At 64.1% G+C, this 19,191-nt stretch carries 18 protein-coding genes; all 18 read left to right on the forward strand.

The genetic code is table 11. From position 1 onward, the window contains the following. The first annotated feature begins 14 nt into the window (after positions 1-14). The 18 genes from ACVIGB_RS48450 to ACVIGB_RS48535 all read left to right on the forward strand — a co-directional run bounded on the left by ACVIGB_RS48450 (position 15) and on the right by ACVIGB_RS48535 (position 19,151). The gene (locus tag ACVIGB_RS48450) at positions 15-1,298 is read left to right on the forward strand and encodes a CaiB/BaiF CoA transferase family protein (RefSeq protein WP_456723933.1); all 1,284 of its coding nucleotides are present in this window, start codon (positions 15-17) and stop codon (positions 1,296-1,298) included. After that, complete coding sequence (locus ACVIGB_RS48455) at positions 1,295-2,491, forward strand: thiolase C-terminal domain-containing protein (RefSeq protein ID WP_456723932.1); 1,197 nt, start codon at positions 1,295-1,297, stop codon at positions 2,489-2,491. Before ACVIGB_RS48450 ends, ACVIGB_RS48455 begins: the two co-directional genes overlap by 4 nt. Further along, the gene (locus ACVIGB_RS48460) at positions 2,488-2,937 is read left to right on the forward strand and encodes a Zn-ribbon domain-containing OB-fold protein (protein WP_456723931.1); all 450 of its coding nucleotides are present in this window, start codon (positions 2,488-2,490) and stop codon (positions 2,935-2,937) included. The genes ACVIGB_RS48455 and ACVIGB_RS48460 overlap by 4 nt, the downstream gene beginning before the upstream one ends. 273 nt (positions 2,938-3,210) lie before the next feature. After that, complete coding sequence (locus ACVIGB_RS48465) at positions 3,211-4,365, forward strand: transporter substrate-binding domain-containing protein (protein ID WP_456723930.1); 1,155 nt, start codon at positions 3,211-3,213, stop codon at positions 4,363-4,365. Further along, positions 4,362-5,003, forward strand: coding sequence for an ANTAR domain-containing response regulator (locus tag ACVIGB_RS48470; protein WP_092125390.1), 642 nt, complete (start codon positions 4,362-4,364; stop codon positions 5,001-5,003). Before ACVIGB_RS48465 ends, ACVIGB_RS48470 begins: the two co-directional genes overlap by 4 nt. Before the next feature lie 127 nt (positions 5,004-5,130). Further along, positions 5,131-6,381: a transporter substrate-binding domain-containing protein gene (locus ACVIGB_RS48475; protein WP_173641995.1), complete on the forward strand. Its 1,251-nt coding sequence runs from the start codon at positions 5,131-5,133 to the stop codon at positions 6,379-6,381. 122 nt (positions 6,382-6,503) lie between these two features. After that, positions 6,504-7,373 carry an urea ABC transporter permease subunit UrtB gene (gene urtB, locus ACVIGB_RS48480; protein WP_456723929.1) on the forward strand — a complete coding sequence of 290 codons (870 nt, stop codon included), beginning with the start codon at positions 6,504-6,506 and terminating at the stop codon, positions 7,371-7,373. Between the two features lie 16 nt (positions 7,374-7,389). Continuing rightward, on the forward strand, positions 7,390-8,529 hold the full coding sequence (gene urtC, locus ACVIGB_RS48485) for an urea ABC transporter permease subunit UrtC (protein WP_456723928.1): 1,140 nt from the start codon (positions 7,390-7,392) through the stop codon (positions 8,527-8,529). Next, positions 8,526-9,278 (forward strand): urea ABC transporter ATP-binding protein UrtD, encoded by a 753-nt coding sequence (gene urtD, locus ACVIGB_RS48490; protein ID WP_092125393.1) that lies wholly within the window; start codon positions 8,526-8,528, stop codon positions 9,276-9,278. The genes urtC and urtD overlap by 4 nt, the downstream gene beginning before the upstream one ends. After that, positions 9,271-9,963, forward strand: a complete 693-nt coding sequence (urtE, locus tag ACVIGB_RS48495) for an urea ABC transporter ATP-binding subunit UrtE (protein ID WP_092125394.1) — start codon at positions 9,271-9,273, stop codon at positions 9,961-9,963. Before urtD ends, urtE begins: the two co-directional genes overlap by 8 nt. A 32-nt stretch (positions 9,964-9,995) precedes the next feature. Then, on the forward strand, positions 9,996-11,033 hold the full coding sequence (locus ACVIGB_RS48500; protein WP_092125395.1) for an aliphatic amidase: 1,038 nt from the start codon (positions 9,996-9,998) through the stop codon (positions 11,031-11,033). 81 nt (positions 11,034-11,114) lie between these two features. Beyond that, complete coding sequence (locus ACVIGB_RS48505; RefSeq protein WP_456723927.1) at positions 11,115-12,449, forward strand: purine-cytosine permease family protein; 1,335 nt, start codon at positions 11,115-11,117, stop codon at positions 12,447-12,449. Between the two features lie 34 nt (positions 12,450-12,483). Continuing rightward, positions 12,484-13,503 carry an alpha/beta fold hydrolase gene (locus ACVIGB_RS48510; RefSeq protein ID WP_456723926.1) on the forward strand — a complete coding sequence of 340 codons (1,020 nt, stop codon included), beginning with the start codon at positions 12,484-12,486 and terminating at the stop codon, positions 13,501-13,503. Positions 13,504-13,552: 49 nt separating this feature from the next. After that, the gene (locus ACVIGB_RS48515; RefSeq protein WP_283842118.1) at positions 13,553-14,365 is read left to right on the forward strand and encodes a CbbQ/NirQ/NorQ/GpvN family protein; all 813 of its coding nucleotides are present in this window, start codon (positions 13,553-13,555) and stop codon (positions 14,363-14,365) included. Positions 14,366-14,379: 14 nt separating this feature from the next. Then, positions 14,380-16,668 (forward strand): VWA domain-containing protein, encoded by a 2,289-nt coding sequence (locus ACVIGB_RS48520; RefSeq protein ID WP_456723925.1) that lies wholly within the window; start codon positions 14,380-14,382, stop codon positions 16,666-16,668. A gap of 204 nt (positions 16,669-16,872) precedes the next feature. Then, positions 16,873-17,547 (forward strand): TonB C-terminal domain-containing protein, encoded by a 675-nt coding sequence (locus ACVIGB_RS48525; RefSeq protein ID WP_456723924.1) that lies wholly within the window; start codon positions 16,873-16,875, stop codon positions 17,545-17,547. Positions 17,548-17,557: 10 nt separating this feature from the next. Further along, entirely contained in the window at positions 17,558-18,061 is a 504-nt protein-coding gene (locus ACVIGB_RS48530; RefSeq protein WP_176532285.1) for an RNA polymerase sigma factor, read from the forward strand. Between the two features lie 94 nt (positions 18,062-18,155). Next, positions 18,156-19,151 (forward strand): FecR family protein, encoded by a 996-nt coding sequence (locus ACVIGB_RS48535; protein ID WP_456723923.1) that lies wholly within the window; start codon positions 18,156-18,158, stop codon positions 19,149-19,151. Positions 19,152-19,191: the final 40 nt, after the last annotated feature.

Genomic DNA, 19,191 nt, shown 5'->3' on the forward strand with positions numbered 1-19,191 from the left:
TGACGGATGCCCTGATGCTGGATCAGCTTGAAGCCGACTTTCCCGAGCACACGCCGCGCCCTGTCGATGCGCCAAGGGCGCTCGAGGGGGTCCGGGTGATCGATTTCTCGCATTTCATCGCGGGACCGTTTGCGACCATGATCCTCGCCGACATGGGCGCCGAGGTGATCAAGATCGAAGCGCCGGGCCGCGGTGACGATTTGCGCCGCTATCCCCCGGTGCATCCCGATCTCAGGCACGGTGCGCCCTTCCTCTGGACCAACCGCAACAAGCGCAGCGTCGCCCTCGATCTCAAGTCGCCCGAGGGCGTAAAGGTCGCACGCGAGCTGGTCGCGATGGCCGACGTCCTGGTCGAGAATTTTTCGGCGAGCGTGATGGCACGGCTGGGGCTCGACTATGAGAGCTGCCGCAAGATCAAACCCGAGATCATCTATTGCTCGGTGTCGGCCTATGGTCGTGACGGGGCATTTTCGGACCGGCTCGGTTTCGATCCGATCGCGCAGGTCGAGAGCGGCTTCGTGTCGATGAACGGCTATGCCGACCGCGAGGGCGTGCGCGCATTGTCGCCGGTGATGGATATCAGCACCGCGATAATGGCAAGCAATGCGATCCTTGGCGCGCTGTTCGCGCGGGAGCGGAGCGGACAGGGCCAGGCCATCGAGGTGTCGTTGTTCGAGAATGCCGTCCTGATGACCGGCTATGCGACCATGCAGTCGTTGTTCAGCGGTTCCGATCCAAAGCGAAGCGGAAATACAAGTCCGGATACGTGTCCGTCGGGTGTGTTCCTGGCGAGCGATTGCGCCTTCTATATCAACTGCGGCAACGACAAGATCTTCCAACGCCTGATGGCGCAGGTTGTCGAGCGCGAGGATCTCGCGGCGGCCGAGATCTATGCAACCGGCCCGGATCGAATCCGCCGGCGCGAGGAGCTGTTCGCGATCCTTGGCGACGCCTTTGCGCAGCGGCCCTGGTCGCACTGGCAATCGCGGATGCGGGCGGCGGGGGTGCCCTGCGGTCAGGTGCGCACCGTCGGCGAGGCGATCCGCTCCCCGGAGGCGAGGGAGCGCGGGATCGTCACCCGGATCCCGCACGAGACGGTGGGTTGGGTGCCGAACGTGAACCTGCCGATCCGCTATTCGCGGACGCCGATCGTTGATCCCGTCGCGGCACCGGCCGTCGGGCAGCACACCGAGAATGTCCTGCGTGAGTTGCTCGGCTACGATGAGGTGGAGATTGCGCGGCTTGCCGCAGGCGGGGCTTTCGGCAGCCAGCCCGCGCGACAGGATGCCAAGCCGTGACGGCGCGCGCGCGAGACGAGCGCACGCTGCGGGGCCGTGTGGCCGTGATCGGGATTGGCGAAACCGAATATTATCGCCACGGTGCATCCCCCGACCCGGAATTCAAGCTCGCGCTGAAGGCCATTCTGGCGGCTTGCGAGGACGCCGGGCTCGATCCGCGCGAGATCGACGGGTTCTCGTCTTACAGCGACGATCGCAGCGAGGCGTCGCGGCTCGCCGCGGCGCTGGGGACACGTCGATTGCGCTCGGCCACCATGCAATGGGGCGGAGGCGGCGGCGGTTGCTGTGCTGCGGTTGCCAACGCGGCGGCCTCGATCGTCGCGGGCCTCGCCGATTGTGTCGTGGTGTTCCGCTCATTGGCGCAGGGCCAATATGGTCGGTTCGGACAAGCGGGCGGGATCCACACGGTTTCGGGCGAGCGGTCCTACCTGATGCCTTATGGCGTGCTGGTGCCGCCGCAGCGGTTTGCGATGCGTGTGCAGCGCTACATGCACGAGCATGGCGTACGGCAAGAGGCGTTGCGCGCGATTGCGCTCGCCTCTTATCACCACGCCCAGGCCAACCCGCGCGCCGTGATGCAAGGCAGGCCGCTGGACGTCGTGACATACGATGCCTCGCGCTGGATCGTGGAGCCGTTCCATCTCTACGATTGCTGCATGGAAAATGACGGCGCGGCGGCATTGCTGCTGGTATCGGCGGCGCGCGCCGCCGAATTCCGGAATAAGCCGGCCTATCTGCTCGGTGCCGCCTTCGGATCCGGACATCGCGCCGCAGCGACGGCGCACAACGCGCCGCTCTACGCCACGGCGAGCTTCGACACCGTCGCGCCCGACCTCTACCGCATGGCCGGAGTAGGGCCGTCCGATGTCGGCGTGGTCCAGGCGTACGAGAATTTCACCGGCGGTGTCGTGATGGCGCTGGCGGAGCACGGGTTCTTCAAGCCGGAGGAGACCAACGACTTCCTGACATTCGAGAACCTGATCGCGCCGTCCGGGCGGCTGCCGCTCAACACCAGCGGCGGCAACCTCGCCGAATGCTACATGCACGGTTTTGAGCTCGTGCTGGAAGCGGTTCGCCAGGTGCGCGGCACTTCGACGAGCCAGGCTCGACGCAGCGAGGTCGCAATGGTCATCGGAGGTCCGATGGTCTCTCCCGCGAGCAACCTCATCTTGGGTTCGGAGGCCACCTTATGAGCAAGCCGAGCGCGCGCTATCTTCCGGCGGGCCTGCCGATCCCGGTTGCAGAACCTGACGGCCTGTCTGCGCCTTATTGGGAGGGATTGCGTCAGGGCAAGCTGCTGGTGCAACGCTGCGGCCGCTGCGCCACGTGGCAGTTCGGACCCGAATGGCTCTGCCACCGCTGCCACGCCTTCGATCCGGTATGGACCGAGGTCGCGCCGCGCGGCCGGATCTTCAGCTGGGAACGCGCGTGGCATCCATCGCATGCGGCGCTGAAAGGGCATGGACCTTACATCGCCGTGCTTGTCGAACTGCCGCATGCCGGCGGCATCCGCATGGTCGGCAATCTGCTCGGCGATCCCGAACAGGTGGTGACAATCGGCGCAGATGTCGAAGGGGTCTTCGAGCATCACCCGGAGTCGAACCCGCCTTACTCCTTGCTGCAATGGCGCCGGGCATAGGTTTCTTCGGAGTTACTATCCATCCCTGCGCTCGATACGGGCAATCGATCGCGCGTCTACCGGAGATAGATGACCCGTGGATCGCTGCACCTGTGATCCGTCGCGGGTGACATGCGGTTTGCCTGGTTTCGCGTCAACTCGCTGACAGGATGAGCTTCGTGGGTCCTTGTCTCGCGGCAGATGACATGCAATCTTCCGCCCCCGGCAATGCTGTTCGAGAGCAACAAGAACAATAATCCCTCTCGTCCCTCCAATTCTGTCGAGGGCCTGACCATGTCGAACCTTACCCAAGCGACCTCCGCTCCGTGGCGGATAGGCGTGCTGTTCTCGCGAACCGGCTTCATGTCGGTGATCGAGGAGACCCAGTATCAGGGCACGCAGCTTGCGATTGAGGAGGTGAACGAGGCGGGCGGGGTCTGCGGGCGCGAGCTGGTTCCCGTCGCCTACGACCCTGGCTCGGATTCGGCCGCCTATGGCCACTACGCCAAACGGTTGATGGTGGAGGATCAGGTCAGCACTATATTCGGCTGCTACACCTCGTCGAGCCGCAAGGCGGTGCTGCCGGTGGTCGAACGGCTGAACGGCCTGCTTTGGTACCCGACGCTCTATGAGGGTTTCGAGGCGTCGCCGAACGTCATCTACACCGGCGCCTCGCCGAATCAGAACAGCCTCGCGCTGTGCCGCTATTTGATGGATACGTTCGGAACACGATTCTATTTCGTGGGGTCGGACTACATCTATCCGCGCGAGTCCAACCGGGTGATGCGCGAACTGCTGAAGAGCAATGGCGGCTCGGTCGTGGGCGAGCGCTACGTCAATGTCTACGCGCGCTGGCAGGACTTTGTCCCGATCATCCAGGACATCAAGCGAGTCAGGCCCGACGTGATCTTCTCGACCGTCGTGGGGGAGGGCACGGTCTTCCTCTATCAGGCCTACGCGAATGTCGGGCTCGATCCAAAGCAAGTGCCGATCGCCAGCCTGACCACGACGGAAGCCGAAATCGCCGCCATGGGTTTCGACGTCGGCGAAGGACACGTCACCGCGGCATCCTATTTCCAGGGCATCGAGGGCAGCGCCAACAACGCGTTTGTGCAGCGCTTCAAGAAGCGGTTCGGCGCCGACATCTCCACCAACATGTGCGCCGAGGCATCCTATTTCCAGCTGCATCTGTTTGCGAAGGCGCTCGAGCAGGTCAATTCGCTGGATACGGAAGTGCTCCGCTCGATGGTGTTCGGCACCAGCTTTGATGCACCGCAAGGTGCGGTCACCGTCAACCCGATGTCGGGTCATACCGATCTGTGGACCCGCATCGGACGCGCCAACCGTCAGGGACAGTTCGATGTGGTCAGCCAGTCGAAGGAGCCGGTGCATGCGGATCCGTTCCTGATCGGGTATGGTCGTGCAACGCAAACAGGAAGCGTCCAATGAACGAGCAGTCGCGTAAGCCGTCGCTGAGCCGAGACGTCGGCGGACGCAAGACCATGGTTCAGGAACTTGCCGATCTGTCGGCCGTCGTGGTCGCGCCGGTCGACGATCAGGTCGGCATGTTGTTGCGCGAATTGCAGCGGTTCAGGATGCGGGTGCGTCAGGTCTGGCCGATGCCGGAGAGCGTGCCGGCCGATGCCGACGTGGTGTACTGCGAATATTCACCGGATCTGGCGCGGCGCCTGCCGTGGATTCCCGGCGATGCGCGTTCCGCGCTGGTCGTGATCCTGCCGGCGACGGAAGCCGTTCACGCTGATGCGCTGTGTCACGCAACGCCCAACGCCGTTCTGCCGCGGCCGTTCACGCAGAATGCAGTGTTGTCCAGCCTCGTGCTGGCGCGCAGCCAGTTCAGTTACGAACGGCGGCTTCGCAGCAAGATCGAGAAGCTCGACGACAATCTGCGCTCGATGCGCACGGTGGAACGCGCCAAGGCCATCCTGATGGCGACGCGGCAGATGCCGGAAACCGAAGCCTATGGATTCATCAGACGACAGGCGATGGATCGTCGCGTGTCGGCAAGTGCAGTCGCCGCGGCGATTGTTGACTCGTTCGAACTGCTTGGCTACGATCATCAACAGTAAGCCCCAATAGCGGGGCCGGCGGCGACAGCGCCGCCTTCGACACAACCGGCAACAAAGCCCTCCCAATGCTCGCGTAAGCGCGCATCGGGAGGGCTTTTTGTTTTTTCAGTCCTGAAGGGAGCTAGGGATGAGCATTTCACGGCGGACTTTGCTGAGGAACACCGCGGCGCTTGGCGCGTTTGCCGGCGCCGGACTGCCGCATATCTGGATCAAGAACGCCGACCTCGCTTACGCCGCGGGCGGCGAGATCAAGGTCGGCGTGCTGTTCTCGCTGACGGGAACCACTGCAATCATCGAGGAATCGCTCAACAAGGCGACGTTGCTTGCGATCGAGGAAATCAACGCCGCCGGCGGCATCAAGGGCAGCAAGATCGTGCCGATCGTCGAGGATCCCGCGTCGGATCCGGCGACGTTCTCGGAGAAGGCCCGCAAGCTCGTCGTCGGCGACAAATGCGTGAGCGTGTTCGGCTCCTATACCTCGGCGAGCCGCAAGGCGGTACTTCCGGTCTTCGAGCGGCAGAACAATCTCTATTGGTATCCGACGCTCTATGAGGGCCGCGAGTGCTCGAAGAACGTCATCTACACCGGCGCGGTGCCGAACCAGCAGCAGGACGAGTTCGTGCCCTGGCTGGTCAAGAAGTTCGGCAAGAAGTTCTATCTGATCGGCTCCAACTACATCTATCCGAAGGAAGAGAACAACTATTGCAAGAAGCTGCTCGAGAAGCTCGGCGGCGAGGTCGTGGCGGAAGAATATGTGCCGCTCGGCCATTCCGAATTCTCTTCCGTCATCAACAAGATCCGCTCGACGCAGCCGAACGTGATCTTCTCCACCGTGGTCGGCGATTCCGTGGTCGCACTGCATCGTCAGTACAAGGCTGCCGGCCTCGATCCCGAGAAGATGCCGATGGCGAGCCTGACGACTTCCGAGAACGAGGTCGCGGCGATGGGCGGAGAGGCTGCCGCTGGGCACTTCACCTCGGCGCCGTACTTCATGGTGCACAAGTCGCCTGAGAACGAGAAATTCGTCGAGGCCTACAAGAAGCGCTGGGGCGCCGACAAGGTGACGCATTTCGTCTCGGAGGCCTGCTACTTCCAGACCTATCTGTTCAAGCAGGCGGTCGAGAAGCTCGCGACCAGCGACCTCACGCCGCCGAACATCCGCGACGCGGTCAAGGGCCAGGAAGTGATTGCGCCGCAGGGCAAGGTCCGGATCGAGCCGGAGAATCTGCACACCTGGCTGTGGCCCAAGATCGCGCAGGCGAAGTCGAACGGCCAGTTCGAGATTCTGGTCGAGGCCAAGGATTGGCTGAAGCCGGTGCCTTACGCGGCCTATCCCGGGCAGTCCTGCACCGAGAAGGGCCTGGTCGAGAAGAGCTGACGGGGGCTGACGAAGGCCGTCGGCGTGCGGCGCCGGCGGCCGGCTTCCCGCAACGAAAGCCGCCTCTCGCACACATGCGAGGGGCGCAGGCGCCCAAACGAACATCGAAAGCGGATCCCGACGTGGACCAACTCATCGAACAAATCGTCACCGGCCTCAGCATCGGGTCGATTCTGCTGCTGGTCGCGCTGGGCCTGTCGATCATCTACGGCTCGATGGGCATCATCAATCTCGCCCATGGCGAGTTCGTGATGCTCGGCGCTTACGCCGCCTGGGTGTTCCACACCTATCTCGGGCTCGGCCTGCTCGCGAGCCTCGTTCCGATCTTCCTGGTGGTGGCCACGTTCGGCTGGGTCATCGAACGCTACGTCCTGAGCCTGCTCAACAACCGGCCGCTCGACACGATCCTCGCCACCTGGGGTGTCGGCATCATGCTGCAACAGGCGGTGCGGCTGATGGTCGGCAGCGAACTCCGCTATGTGCAGCTGCCGCCGGCGCTGGCCGACAGCATGGACGTGTTCGGCATCCCGATATCGTCGTATCGGGTATTCCTATTTGTCGTGTCGATCGCGCTGTTCGGGGCGACCTGGTTGCTCATGAACCGCACCACGGTCGGGATGAAGCTGCGTGCCATCATCCAGGACCGCTCGGTCGCCGCCTCATTCGGCATCAACGCCAAGCGGGTCTATGCGCTGACCTTCGCCTATGGCGCGGGCCTTGCCGGACTTGCCGGCGCGCTGGTGTCGCCGCTCAAGAGCGTGTCGCCCGATATGGGCACCGGCTACGTGGTCGACGCCTTCATGGTGGTGGTGCTCGGCGGCGTGCAGAGCCTCGCCGGCACCGTGGCAAGTGCCTTCATCCTCGGCGAGCTCTCCGGCGGCATCGCCTTTCTGCAGAACGACACGGTGGCCAAGACGATCGTGCTGCTCGCCATCGTCGTGCTCATCCGTTTCCGCCCCGAGGGGCTTTTCACCGCACGCGTGCGGGCCTGAGACAGATCGCTCATCTATGCCTTCGAATATTTCCACCTCCAGCGGATTGCAGCGCCTGATCGCGCAACTTGCACCGTTGCTCATCGTTTCCGCGCTGGTGTTCGCGCTCCCGGTGCTGCTCAACAATGACTTCCTGCTCAACAAGGTCGCGCGCTATCTCGTGCTGGGGATCCTGACGATATCGCTCGGGCTGTCCTGGGGCTTCGGCGGCATCCTGAATCTCGGCCAGGCGATGAGCTTCGGGCTCGGCTCCTACGCGATGGCGATGGCGCTGAAGCTCAAGACCGTGCCGGTGCATACGGGGGCCAGCGGACTGCCGGACTTCATGGTCTGGAACAATGTCCAGCATTTGCCCTGGTTCTGGGAGCCGTTCCGGTCGCTCAGCTTCGCCATCGCCGCGGGCCTGCTCGTGCCGGCGCTGGTTGCGGCGGCGCTCGGCTGGTTCATGTTCCGGGGGCGGGTCACCGGCGTCTACGTCTCGATCATCACGCTCGCCACCATGGTGGTGATCAATCTCGTGATCATCGACCAGCAAAGTTACACCGGCGGCTTCAACGGCATCACCGATCTCGCCCAGCTCGAGCTGTTCGGCGTCGCGTTCGATGCCTACGGCCGCGCGACCTACTATCTCGTTGCCGGATGTGTGCTGCTCAGCCTGCTGGTTGCCTTTGCCTTCACCAAGTCCAGGGCCGGCCTGATCGTGCAGGCGATCCGCGACCACGAGAGCCGCGTGCGCTATTTCGGCTACGACGTGGCGCTTTACCAGATCTTCGTGTTCGCGCTGTCGGCTGCGATCGCAGGTCTCGCCGGCATGCTCTACACGATCGTGATGGAGTTTGCCTCGCCGACCTTCCTCGGCGTGCAGCTCTCGCTCTCGGTGGTGGTGTGGTGCGCCGTCGGCGGCAGGCAAAGCCTGGTCGGAGCATTCCTCGGCGCGGTGCTGGTCGCGGGCATGCAGGGCGCGCTGTCGGAATCCGCGGCGTTCCTCGAAACCTGGACGCTGGTGATGGGCGCGCTGTTCGTGCTCGTGGTGCTGTTCCTGCCCAAGGGGCTCGCCGGCCTCGCGCAGGCCACTTGGCGCTGGGTTGCCCAGCGCAGACAGGCCGCCAGCGGCGCGGTTGCACGGGGTGTCAGCCAGACGGAGGGCAGCACATGAGCTCCCATCTCGATCTCCGCGACGTCTCGGTCAGCTTCAACGGTTTCAAGGCGCTCAATTCGCTCAACATGAGCGTCGGCAAGGGCGAGCTGCGCTGCCTGATCGGGCCGAACGGCGCCGGCAAGACCACGGCGCTGGACATCATCTGCGGCAAGGTCAAGCCGAGCGCCGGCACCGTCAGCTTTGACGGCACCGCGCTGCAGGATCTCGAGGAATACGAGATCGCCCGCGCCGGTGTCGGCCGCAAGTTCCAGGTGCCGAGCGTCTTCCGCGAGCTCTCGGTCAGCGACAATCTCGAAGTGGCGCGGGCGCGCCGCACCTCCGTGTTCGGCAATCTGCGCTGGAGTATCGGCAATGCTGGGCGTGACGACATCGAGCGTCTTGCCGAGCTGGTCGGACTCACCGAGCAGCTCGACCGGCCGGCCGCCTATTTGTCGCACGGCCAGACCCAGTGGCTGGAGATCGGCATGCTGGTCGCCCAGGACGCCGAGCTGATCCTGATGGATGAGCCGACCGCGGGCATGACGGCGCAGGAAACCCGCAAGACCGCCGAACTGTTCGCACGGCTGAAGGGCAAGCACACGCTGATCGTGGTCGAGCACGACATGGGCTTCGTCAAGGCGATCGGCGACATCATCTCGGTGATGCATATGGGCCAGATGCTGGCCGAGGGCACCGCAGCGGAGGTGGAGGCGCATCCCGAAGTGCGCCGCGCCTATCTCGGATCGGGAGGCATCAGCCATGCTTGAGCTGACCGACGTCGACGCTTTCTATGGCAACAGCCGCGCCCTGCAAGGCATCAATCTGATGGTGGGCAATGGCGAGTTCCTGTCGGTGCTCGGCCGCAACGGCGTCGGCAAGACCACGCTGATGCGCAGCATCCTCGGCCTGATGGACCGGTGCACCGGACGCCTGTCGCTCGACGGCGCCGACATCTCGCCGTTGCGGACCCATCAGCGCGCCAAGGCCGGCATCGCCTACGTGCCGCAGGGCCGCGGCATCCTGCCGCGCTTTACCGTGCGGGAGAATTTGACGCTCGGAACCTTCGCGGCGAAATCGGCCAACGGCATCGAGGAATGGGTGCTCGAGCTGTTTCCGGTGCTCAAGGATTTTCTCAATCGCTACGGCGGCAATCTCTCCGGCGGTCAGCAGCAGCAACTTGCGATTGCACGCGCGCTGCTTGCCCAGCCCAAGGTCATCCTGCTGGACGAGCCGACCGAGGGCATCCAGCCGAACATCGTCGAGCAGATCGAGGACGTGATCGTCAAACTCAATCGCGAGCGCGGAATCACGGTGGTGCTGGTCGAACAGAATGTCGCGTTCGCGCGGCGCGCGTCCCACCGCTTCGCGCTGCTCGAAAAGGGACGCGTCGTCGCCAAGGGCGCGATCGGTGAACTCACCGATGATCTCATCCAGCTGCACATGGCCGTGTAGCGGGAATTATCGTTCAGAAAGGGAGTCGAGACATGTTGCATGGAGATATATCGAGCAGCAAGGACACGGTCGGCGTCGCCGTGGTCAATTACAAGATGCCGCGTCTGCACACCAAGGCCGAGGTGCTGGATAACGCGCGCAACATCGCCAAGATGGTCGAGGGCATGAAGCTCGGCCTGCCGGGCATGGACCTCGTGATCTTCCCGGAATACTCGACCCACGGCATCATGTACGACTCCAAGGAGATGTACGAGACGGCTTCGTCAGTGCCGGGCGAAGAGACCCGCATCTTCGCCGATGCCTGCCGCAAGGCGAAGGTCTGGGGCGTGTTTTCGCTGACCGGCGAACGCCACGAGGAGCATCCCAACAAGGCGCCGTACAACACGCTGATCCTGATGAACGACAAGGGCGAGATCGTCCAGAAGTATCGCAAGATCATGCCGTGGGTGCCGATCGAAGGGTGGTATCCCGGCGATTGCACCTATGTCTCGGAAGGGCCGAAGGGCCTGAAGATCAGCCTGATCATCTGCGACGACGGCAACTATCCGGAGATCTGGCGTGACTGCGCGATGCGCGGCGCAGAGCTGATCGTCCGCTGCCAGGGCTACATGTATCCGGCCAAGGAACAGCAGATCCAGATCTCGAAATCGATGGCCTGGGCCAACAACTGCTACGTTGCGGTCGCCAACGCCTCCGGCTTCGACGGCGTGTATTCCTACTTCGGCCATTCCGCGCTCATCGGCTTCGACGGCCGGACGCTCGGCGAGTGCGGCACCGAGGAGAACGGCATCCAGTACGCCCAGCTCTCGGTGTCGCTGATCCGCGATGCGCGCCGCAACATGCAGTCGCAGAACCATCTCTTCAAGCTGATGCACCGCGGCTATACCGGCCTGATCAACTCCGGAGAGGGCGACCGTGGCCACGCGGTCTGCCCGTACACCTTCTACAAGAACTGGATCACGGACCCCGAAGGTACGCGGGAGATGGTTGAAGCCATGACCCGTCCGACCGTCGGGACCGACGAGTGTCCGATCGAGGGCATTCCGAACCAGAAAGTCGCACATCGTTGATTGGAAAAGCCGAGCTGTGCCGGCGCGATCATTCGCGCCGGCGCGGTTCTGAAACTGTTGCAGCGGGAAACGGGGGTTACCATGAGCAGCGAAGCAAATAGCGGACTGGTGCATCAGACCGAGGGGCAGATCGACGACCTGCTCGGCCACGAGTTCGAGCACGAGCCGGTGCCGATCAGCGCCCGGCGCAGCGCCTTCTCGGTCACCATGGTGTGGCTGGGCTTTCCGATGATCATCACCGGGGCGATGACGGGATCGCTGCTGGTGCTGGGCATGGGATTCAAGAATGCCCTGGTGGCCATGATCATCGGCAATCTGATCATGTTCGCCTATGTGGGCGCGCTCGGCCTGATCGGCACCAGGCGCGGCATGAACTTCGCGCTGATCGCGAGCATCGTGTTCGGAAAGAAGGGTTATGTGCTGGCGTCGGGCCTGCTGTCGACCTTGCTGCTCGGCTGGTATGCGGTGCAGACCGGCATCACCGGCGCATTGATCTCCTCGACCTACGGCCTCAACTATGTGGCGATGACTATCGTCGCAGGCGTGCTCTATATCGGGATCACCTTCGTCGGCGTAAAGGGATTGCACTATATCGGGCTGGCGTCGGTGCCGTTGTTTGTCGTCCTCGGCCTCTGGGTCGCGGCCGATGCTGCCTCGACCACGACGGCAGCGGCGATCTTCGGCTATGCCGGCAATAATGGCGTTGCCAGCATGTCGATGGGCGTCGGCCTCACGGTGGTGCTCGCGCTGTTCATCGACGCCGGCACGGTGACGGCGGACTTCAACCGCTGGGCGCCGAGCCCGCGGGCGTCCCTGTTTGCCACGTTCAGCGCATTTCCGTTCGCAAATCTGGTGGCAATGCTGGTCGGCGGCGTGATGACGGCCGCGCTTGCGGTGCCGAACGCCAATCCGTTCGGTGTCGACAACATGTTCGGCTACATGAACGGCAAGCAGCTCACCTGGCTCAGCATCCTCGCATTCATCTTCCTCTACGCCAATCTCGGCTCGGTCTGCTCGCACTGCCTTTACAATGCGGCCACTGGCTGGTCGCGTATCCTCGGGACCAACATGCGGCTGATGGCCGTGATCCTCGGCGCCATCGGCATCATCGTTGCCGCGGGCAACGTCTGGGCGTTCTTCATCCAGTGGCTGTCGCTGCTCGGCATCCTCGTACCGCCGATCGGCGCGATCATCCTGGTCGATCAGTACCTGTTGCGCACCGGGGCGCGCGCGGACGTGGACTGGCGCGCGAAGCCCTTCATTGCCTGGGGCATCGGGTCGCTGTGCGCATTTGCGGTTGAAAATCTGATGCCGGGGCTGTCCACTGCGATATCAGCCGCGCTGGTCGCCAGCATCGTGTACGGAGCGATCGCACGGGTGGAATCTTCCACCGAAAAGGTGGCGCGGCCCGCGTAAGCGACAAGCTCGATCAAGCAAGAAGGGTACATCAATGAGCGTCGACTATCAGATCTATGATCTCGGCAATCTGGCCTTGCAGCGCGGCGCGACCCTCCGCGACTGCAAGCTCGCCTACAAGACGTTTGGCCAGCTCAACGCGGCCAAGGACAACGTGATCGTCTATCCGACCTGGTACTCCGGCCAGCACTACGACAATGAATGGCTGATCGGGCCGGGCATGGCGCTCGATCCGGCGAAGTACTTCATCATCATTCCCAATATGTTGGGCAACGGCCTGTCGTCGTCGCCGAGCAACACGCCGGAGCCGTATAACGGACCGCGTTTTCCGCAGGTGACGGCCTATGACAATGTCCGCGCCCAGCACCGGCTGGTGACTGAGAAATTCGGCATCAAGCACATCCGTCTGGTCGTCGGCTGGTCGATGGGCGCGTTGCAGACGTTCCATTGGGGCGCGCTCTATCCCGATATGATGGATCTGCTGGCGCCGTTCTGCGGCTCTGCGAAATGCTCGCGCCACAACTACGTGTTCCTGGAGGGCGTGAAGGCCGCACTCACGGCGGATGCGGCGTGGAAGGAGGGTTGGTACACAGATAAGCCGGCCCGCGGCCTGCGCGCCGCCGCGCGGGTCTATGCCGGTTGGGGCTTTTCGCAGGCCTTCTATCGCGAGCAGCTCGACGTCAAGACGATGGGCTTTTCGTCGCTGGAGGATTTCCTGGTGGCGTTCTGGGAGGGCTTCTTCCTGCCGAAGGATCCCAACAACCTGCTCACCATGCTGTGGACCTGGCAGAATGGCGACATCAGCGCCAACGAGATCTACAATGGCGACTTCAAGGCTGCGCTGAAGGCGATCAAGGCCAAGGCCTATGTCATGCCGGGGCAGACCGATCTCTACTTCCCGCCTGAGGACAGCGAGAACGAGGTCGCGAACATGCCGAACGCCAAGTTCGTGCCGGTGCCGTCGATCTGGGGCCACTTCGCGGGCGGGCCGGGGACCAATCCGGTCGATGTCGCCTTCATCGATACCAAGCTCAAGGAATTGCTCGCATCGTGAGTTCAATCGGTTGCGAACGGCTGCCTGCGCGATCATGGGAGGCGTGAGCTTGTCCAATCCCGCTTTGCTGCTCGACCAGTACCGTATCCGCCAGGAGCCGTATTACCGGCCGCTCAAGGATGAGGTCGAACTGTTCGGCGCAGCCTATGCGAACCGCATGCCGGTGATGCTGAAAGGCCCCACCGGCTGCGGCAAGACCCGCTTCATCGAATACATGGCCTGGCGGCTCGGCCGTCCGCTCATCACGGTCGCCTGTCACGAGGACATGACGGCGGCGGATCTGGTGGGGCGCTGGCTGCTCGATGCGGAGGGTACGGTGTGGAGTGACGGACCACTGACGACGGCCGTGCGTCTTGGCGCAATCTGCTACCTCGACGAGATCGTCGAGGCGCGTCAGGACACGACGGTCGTGATCCATCCCCTGACCGACGATCGGCGTGTGCTGCCGCTGGAAAAGCGTGGCGAGCTGATCCACGCGCATTCCGATTTCCAGCTCGTGATCTCCTACAATCCGGGCTACCAGAGCGCGATCAAGGACCTCAAGGAATCCACCAAGCAGCGTTTTGCGGCGCTGGATTTCGGGTATCCCGACCGGCCGGTCGAAACCGAGGTGGTGTCGCGCGAGGCCGGCATCGAGCCCAATCTCGCCGATCTCCTGGTGAAGATCGCTCAGCACAGCCGCAATTTGAAGGGCCAGGGCCTCGACGAAGGCGCTTCGACCCGGATGCTGGTCAATGCCGGTCGCTTGATCGGATGCGGCATCAGCCTCGAAAAGGCCTGCGAGACCACGATCGTCGTTCCCTTGACCGATGATGCGGACACCAGGAACACGTTGCGTGACGTGATTTCGGCCTCTGCGTAAACGGAAACTCGGCGGTGGCGGTCGCGCAAATCAGTTCGCTCGATGGCTTCCGGTCCGGGCGCCGGCTTGCGGCCCTCCTGCGCGGCCACGATGAGATCGCCGTGGCGGTGCAGGCGGCGCGGGCCGCCTTGCACCGGATGGGGTCGTTCGATCGTCTGGCGGCCTGGGACGAGGCGGTGCACGACCTGTTCGAGGCCAACCTCGGCCAGGCGGTGGTTCTGGGCTTTTTAAAGCTATCGGAGCAATGGCCGGCGCTGCGATCGACCGATGATCTGATCGCGATCGGACGCGCCGCAGGCGATATCGGCCGCAGCGCCGGAAGCCGCGCCGCCCATGGGCTGCTGACCGAATTGTCCAAAGTGCTGCCGCGGCTTGCGGGTGCTGGAGAACTCACGGCGGTTCTTGCAGCGCTTGGTCAACTCGCAGATGCAGGCCCGGAATCGGTGGGCCTTGCGATCGGCCGGCTGGAGCCGCTGCTCGCACATGGCGGCGCCGAGGATTTTTCCGCCTGGGTTTCGGCCGGCTTGCGCGCAAGCGGCGGCCGCGCATCGCGCCGGCGCGCCTATTTCGCGCTCGACGATCCGCTCTCGGCGCGGCTGTTCGCGGTCGGCCGGACCGGCGATGATTTTGCACGGCTGGAGAAGCGCCTCGCCGCAACCACGCTCGCCCTGTGGAACAGGAAGCCGCGCTTCCGCAAGCTGGCCGTTGCGCCGACGCCAGTGCCGCGGCGTGCGTCGCTCGCCGCCGGCCTGATCGGGCTCCCGGAGACCTTTCCCGGTTTTGCGGGCGAGGGAGCGGACATCATCTATCTCGCCGCGGTCGCGCATGCCGGCGCGCATCTGGTGCATTCCACCATCCGCTTTCCCGTGGGGCGGCTGAAGGCGCTGCAGATCGCGCTGGTCTCGCTGATCGAGGATGCCCGGGTCGAGACGCTGGCGCTTCGCGAGATGCCCGGGCTGCGCCGGCTGTGGTTGCCATTCCACAGTGCGACGCCAACCGGCCAGGCAACCGCCGCCGGACTGATGATGCGGTTGGCGCGGGCGCTGATCGATCCGGACTATCAGGATCCGGATGCGTGGGTGACCAAGGGGCGGACGCTGTTTGCCGAGGTCGCCGACCGCTGGATTGATCCTGCCGTCAGCCGCGAGATCGGCGGGCTGCTCGGCAACGACATCGGGCAGATGCGGCTGCAGTTCAACGCCAGGAGCTACGTCGTCGAGCCGGCCTATCGCGATGACAATCTGGCGCTGTGGGATTTTGGCGATCAGCCGGACAGCCCGGCCGAGACGATCGAACTTGCAGTCGATTCGGTGCGGATCGAGCGCCGCGACGACGCGGATGGAAAGTCCGCCGACAACGACGCAATGCCCGACGAGACGCTGCGTGCGAAGGCCGCAGCGGTGACCCTGCTGGACGGATTTCCGGTCGCAACCTACCCGGAATGGGACTATGCGACGCGCACCGAGCGGGCGGACTGGACCACGATCCTGGAGGCTGATGCGGCGGTTTCCGCGCAGCCGTTCGACCCTTCGACGGATGCCGAGGCGATGCGCTGGATCACCGAGTTGACCCGCGACGCCTCGATCGGCCGCCGCATCAGACACAAGGGCCAGCGCGACGGCGACGCGCTCGACATCGACGCGGCGATCGCGTTGACGATCGAGCGCCGTGCCGGCAGTATCAGCGAGCCCAGGGTCTACCAGCGCGATGCGCCGGGACCGCGCGATCTCGCCGTTCTGCTGCTGCTCGACCTGTCGCAATCGACCGCGGACCGTGATCGTCACGGCCGGACGGTTCTCGACGTCGAGCGCAAGGCCGCCGCGATCATGGCGACGGCGGTCGAGGCCGCCAATGACGCGATCGCGGTGCACGGCTTCAGCTCCGACGGCCGCGAGCGCGTGCGCTATCTCCGCATCAAGGGCTTCGAGGAGCCGATGGACGCCGTGGTGCGTTCGCGTCTCGCGGGCCTTGGCAGCAGCCATTCCACCCGGCTCGGTGCCGCGTTGCGCCACGCCGGGGGCTACCTCGCGGGCCGACGCGCATTCCGCAAGGTGTTGCTGGTTCTGACCGACGGCGAGCCGTCCGACGTCGATGTGCCCGATCCGCAATATCTGGTGGAGGACGCGCGCCGTGCCGCTCAGCAGCTGCGGCGGCGCGGCACCGATATTTTTGCCTTCGGCATCGGTGAGGACAGATTTCCCCAGCTCGATCGCATTTTCGGCGAGCGCCATGCGCTCCGGGTGCCCCGCATCGAGGTATTGCCGCAACGGGTGATGCAGCTTTATGCGGAATTGAAGAAATAGTGCTGCCATCCCGAGCGGGCTCGGATCCTCGTCCACGAGCCTACGCACCGCTGTCACACTTCGACGCTAACGTTGCAGATTGGACACAGTCGCCCGCCTTGGGAAACAATCGACGCGGATACGATGAGCATTGGATATCTTTCGAGGGGCTTGGCAGGGCGCCCCTCAGACGCTCGTCGATTGTGCGTTTTGATCTGCCTCTGCATGCTGGGCGCTGGCAGCGATGTCGCGATGGGGCAGGAGAGTCCGACCGCTGCTGCGCCGCGCCTCACCTTCGATATTCCGTCGCAACCCCTGACATCCGCACTGGAAAGTTATGGCGCCACGTCGCGGCGTGAGGTGCTCTACGATGCGCGGCTTGCGACCGGCCGGCTCTCAGGCGAGATGAGGGGCGTTTTCGCGCCTTCTGAAGCCCTACAGATATTGCTCGATGGCACTGGCCTTGTCGGCCGCCTGACGTCGGAGAACGCCGTGGTGATCGTGCCCTCGTCTCCGGCCGCCGGGCAGCCGACGACGCCCGACGTCGATGCGCGAAAAGGCGATCCGGTCATTCGTGCCCGCTACTATGCCGTGGTGCAGGAGCGCGTTCGCGACGCCTTCTGCAGGGATACTTTGCTGCGGCCCGGCCGCTATCGGATCGCCGTGCAGTTCTGGATCGCTCCAACGGGATCCGTGCAACAGATCAGGCTTTTGAGCAAGACAGGCGATGACCGCGTCGACAGCGCGATCGAGACGACGCTTCGCGGATTGAGAATGAACGAGGTGCCGCCGCCCGGCATCTCGCAACCCCTCACGATGGTCGTTGCGGCGCGTCCGTCGGAACGGACGCTGGACTGCGCCGGGATCGACGCAATCCGGACCACCGGTGGGGTGAATTGAGCGTGCCGCAATGAGCGACGCAACCCGGACCATGCTGCGCAGCTTCCTGGCTGCCCGCTACGACGATCTCAAGCTGCGGCTGAGCCGTCGTCTCGGATCGGCGGAGCTTGCCAGCGATGCGTTGCAGGACACCTATGTGCGTCTCGGGCGGGCCGAGGTGGCGGGGTCGGTGCAAAGCCCGGCGGCCTATCTGTTCCGCATGGCCTTTAACGTCGCAATCGACCGGCAGCGGGCCGAGAAACGGCGTCTGGCCCGCAATGAGGTTCAGGATCTGCTTCATATTGTGGACGACGCGCCGGGGCCGGGTCAGATCACGGAGGCTCGCTTCGAGATCGAGGCCCTGGAGAAGGCGATCGCGGAACTGACGCCGCGCCGCCGGGTCATCCTGCTGGCCGCGCGGCTTCAGGGAATGCCGCAGCGGGAGATCGCCAGCCGGCTGGGGGTCTCGTTGCGTCTCGTTGAGAAGGAACTCCGCCTCGCCCAGGAACACTGCGCGCTGAAGCTGGGAAAATAGTTGTGCGGTTGATGGCTATCGCGAACGTCAAGTGGATAGACGAACGGTTCGGCCGCGGAGGCTGCCGTTTGCGTGCGCGGCGAGGCAAGTCCGCATGACGTACGAAGGCGGCAAATCGACGATTGGGCTCGGCGCGATGGAGCGGGAGGCACATGCCTGGGTGAGGCGCTTGACGTCAGGAGACGCGACGGTCGAGGACGCCGAGGCATTCCAGCTGTGGCGCCAGCAGAGCGCTGCCCATGCGGTTGCCTTTGCCAAGGCAAGTAGGCTTTGGGAAACGGTTGGCAACGCCGGCCATAACCTCCGGTATGACCCCGCGTCGCTGGGCGTATTGCTTGATGGCGAAGCAAAGCGCGTGATGACCCGCAGGCTGGTGCTCGGCGGCGGGCTTGCAACCGCCGCGGCCGCCGTCGGAGCGGTGACGCTGCGGCCCCCGCTCGAGCTCTGGCCGTCATGGTCCGAGCTTGCGGCCGACTACCGGACCGGTACGGGAGAGCAGCGCAAGGTTGCCTTGAGCGGCAATGTGTCGATCAACCTCGACACGCGAACCAGCATCGCGCTGCGCCCGGACCATGGCGACACCAGCCGGATCGAGTTGATCACGGGTCAGGCATCGATCGCGACGGCCCCGCAGCAGTCCCGACCGGTGACAGTGATCGCGTCCAGCGGTCAAACGGTGGCAACGCAAGCCTCGTTCGACGTGCGCTACCTCGGAGCCGAGGTGCGCGTCACCTGTCTCGGCGGCGAGGTTCGCGTCGAGCATCAGGGAAACGCCCGTACCGTTCGTGAAAGGCAACAGATCGCCTATGACGAGAGGCGCATGAGCGACATCGTCGCGATCGATCCGGCCGTCGAGGCGGCCTGGCAAGAGGGATTGCTGATCTTCCGTTACACGCCCCTGCCCAAGGTGGTGGAGGAGGTGAACCGGTACCGGTTGGGCCGGATCTTCATCGTCAATGCCGAGCTCAACGCCCATCTGATCAACGGCCGCTTCCATATCGATCGGATCGACGAGGTTCTCCTGCAGCTCGAACAAGCCTTTGGCGTGAAAGCCAAAACGCTTCCCGGCGGCATTGTGCTGCTCAGCTGAGGAGGCCCGGGCGGTTTGCAAAAAATTTCGCATCCGGCGT

The organism is Bradyrhizobium sp. USDA 4341 (genome assembly GCF_054063755.1).

Excerpts from the sequence above, each read along its gene's own strand:
- ACVIGB_RS48525 (WP_456723924.1), top strand. The coding sequence starts at position 16,873 with ATGCTGGGCGCTGGCAGCGATGTCGCGATGGGGCAGGAGAGTCCGACC.
- ACVIGB_RS48460 (WP_456723931.1), top strand. The coding sequence starts at position 2,488 with ATGAGCAAGCCGAGCGCGCGCTATCTTCCGGCGGGCCTGCCGATCCCG.
- ACVIGB_RS48500 (WP_092125395.1), top strand. The coding sequence starts at position 9,996 with ATGTTGCATGGAGATATATCGAGCAGCAAGGACACGGTCGGCGTCGCC.
- ACVIGB_RS48535 (WP_456723923.1), top strand. The coding sequence starts at position 18,156 with ATGACGTACGAAGGCGGCAAATCGACGATTGGGCTCGGCGCGATGGAG.
- ACVIGB_RS48450 (WP_456723933.1), top strand. The coding sequence starts at position 15 with ATGCTGGATCAGCTTGAAGCCGACTTTCCCGAGCACACGCCGCGCCCT.
- ACVIGB_RS48475 (WP_173641995.1), top strand. The coding sequence starts at position 5,131 with ATGAGCATTTCACGGCGGACTTTGCTGAGGAACACCGCGGCGCTTGGC.
- urtE (WP_092125394.1), top strand. The coding sequence starts at position 9,271 with ATGCTTGAGCTGACCGACGTCGACGCTTTCTATGGCAACAGCCGCGCC.
- ACVIGB_RS48470 (WP_092125390.1), top strand. The coding sequence starts at position 4,362 with ATGAACGAGCAGTCGCGTAAGCCGTCGCTGAGCCGAGACGTCGGCGGA.
- urtC (WP_456723928.1), top strand. The coding sequence starts at position 7,390 with ATGCCTTCGAATATTTCCACCTCCAGCGGATTGCAGCGCCTGATCGCG.
- urtD (WP_092125393.1), top strand. The coding sequence starts at position 8,526 with ATGAGCTCCCATCTCGATCTCCGCGACGTCTCGGTCAGCTTCAACGGT.
- ACVIGB_RS48530 (WP_176532285.1), top strand. The coding sequence starts at position 17,558 with ATGAGCGACGCAACCCGGACCATGCTGCGCAGCTTCCTGGCTGCCCGC.
- ACVIGB_RS48505 (WP_456723927.1), top strand. The coding sequence starts at position 11,115 with ATGAGCAGCGAAGCAAATAGCGGACTGGTGCATCAGACCGAGGGGCAG.
- ACVIGB_RS48465 (WP_456723930.1), top strand. The coding sequence starts at position 3,211 with ATGTCGAACCTTACCCAAGCGACCTCCGCTCCGTGGCGGATAGGCGTG.
- ACVIGB_RS48510 (WP_456723926.1), top strand. The coding sequence starts at position 12,484 with ATGAGCGTCGACTATCAGATCTATGATCTCGGCAATCTGGCCTTGCAG.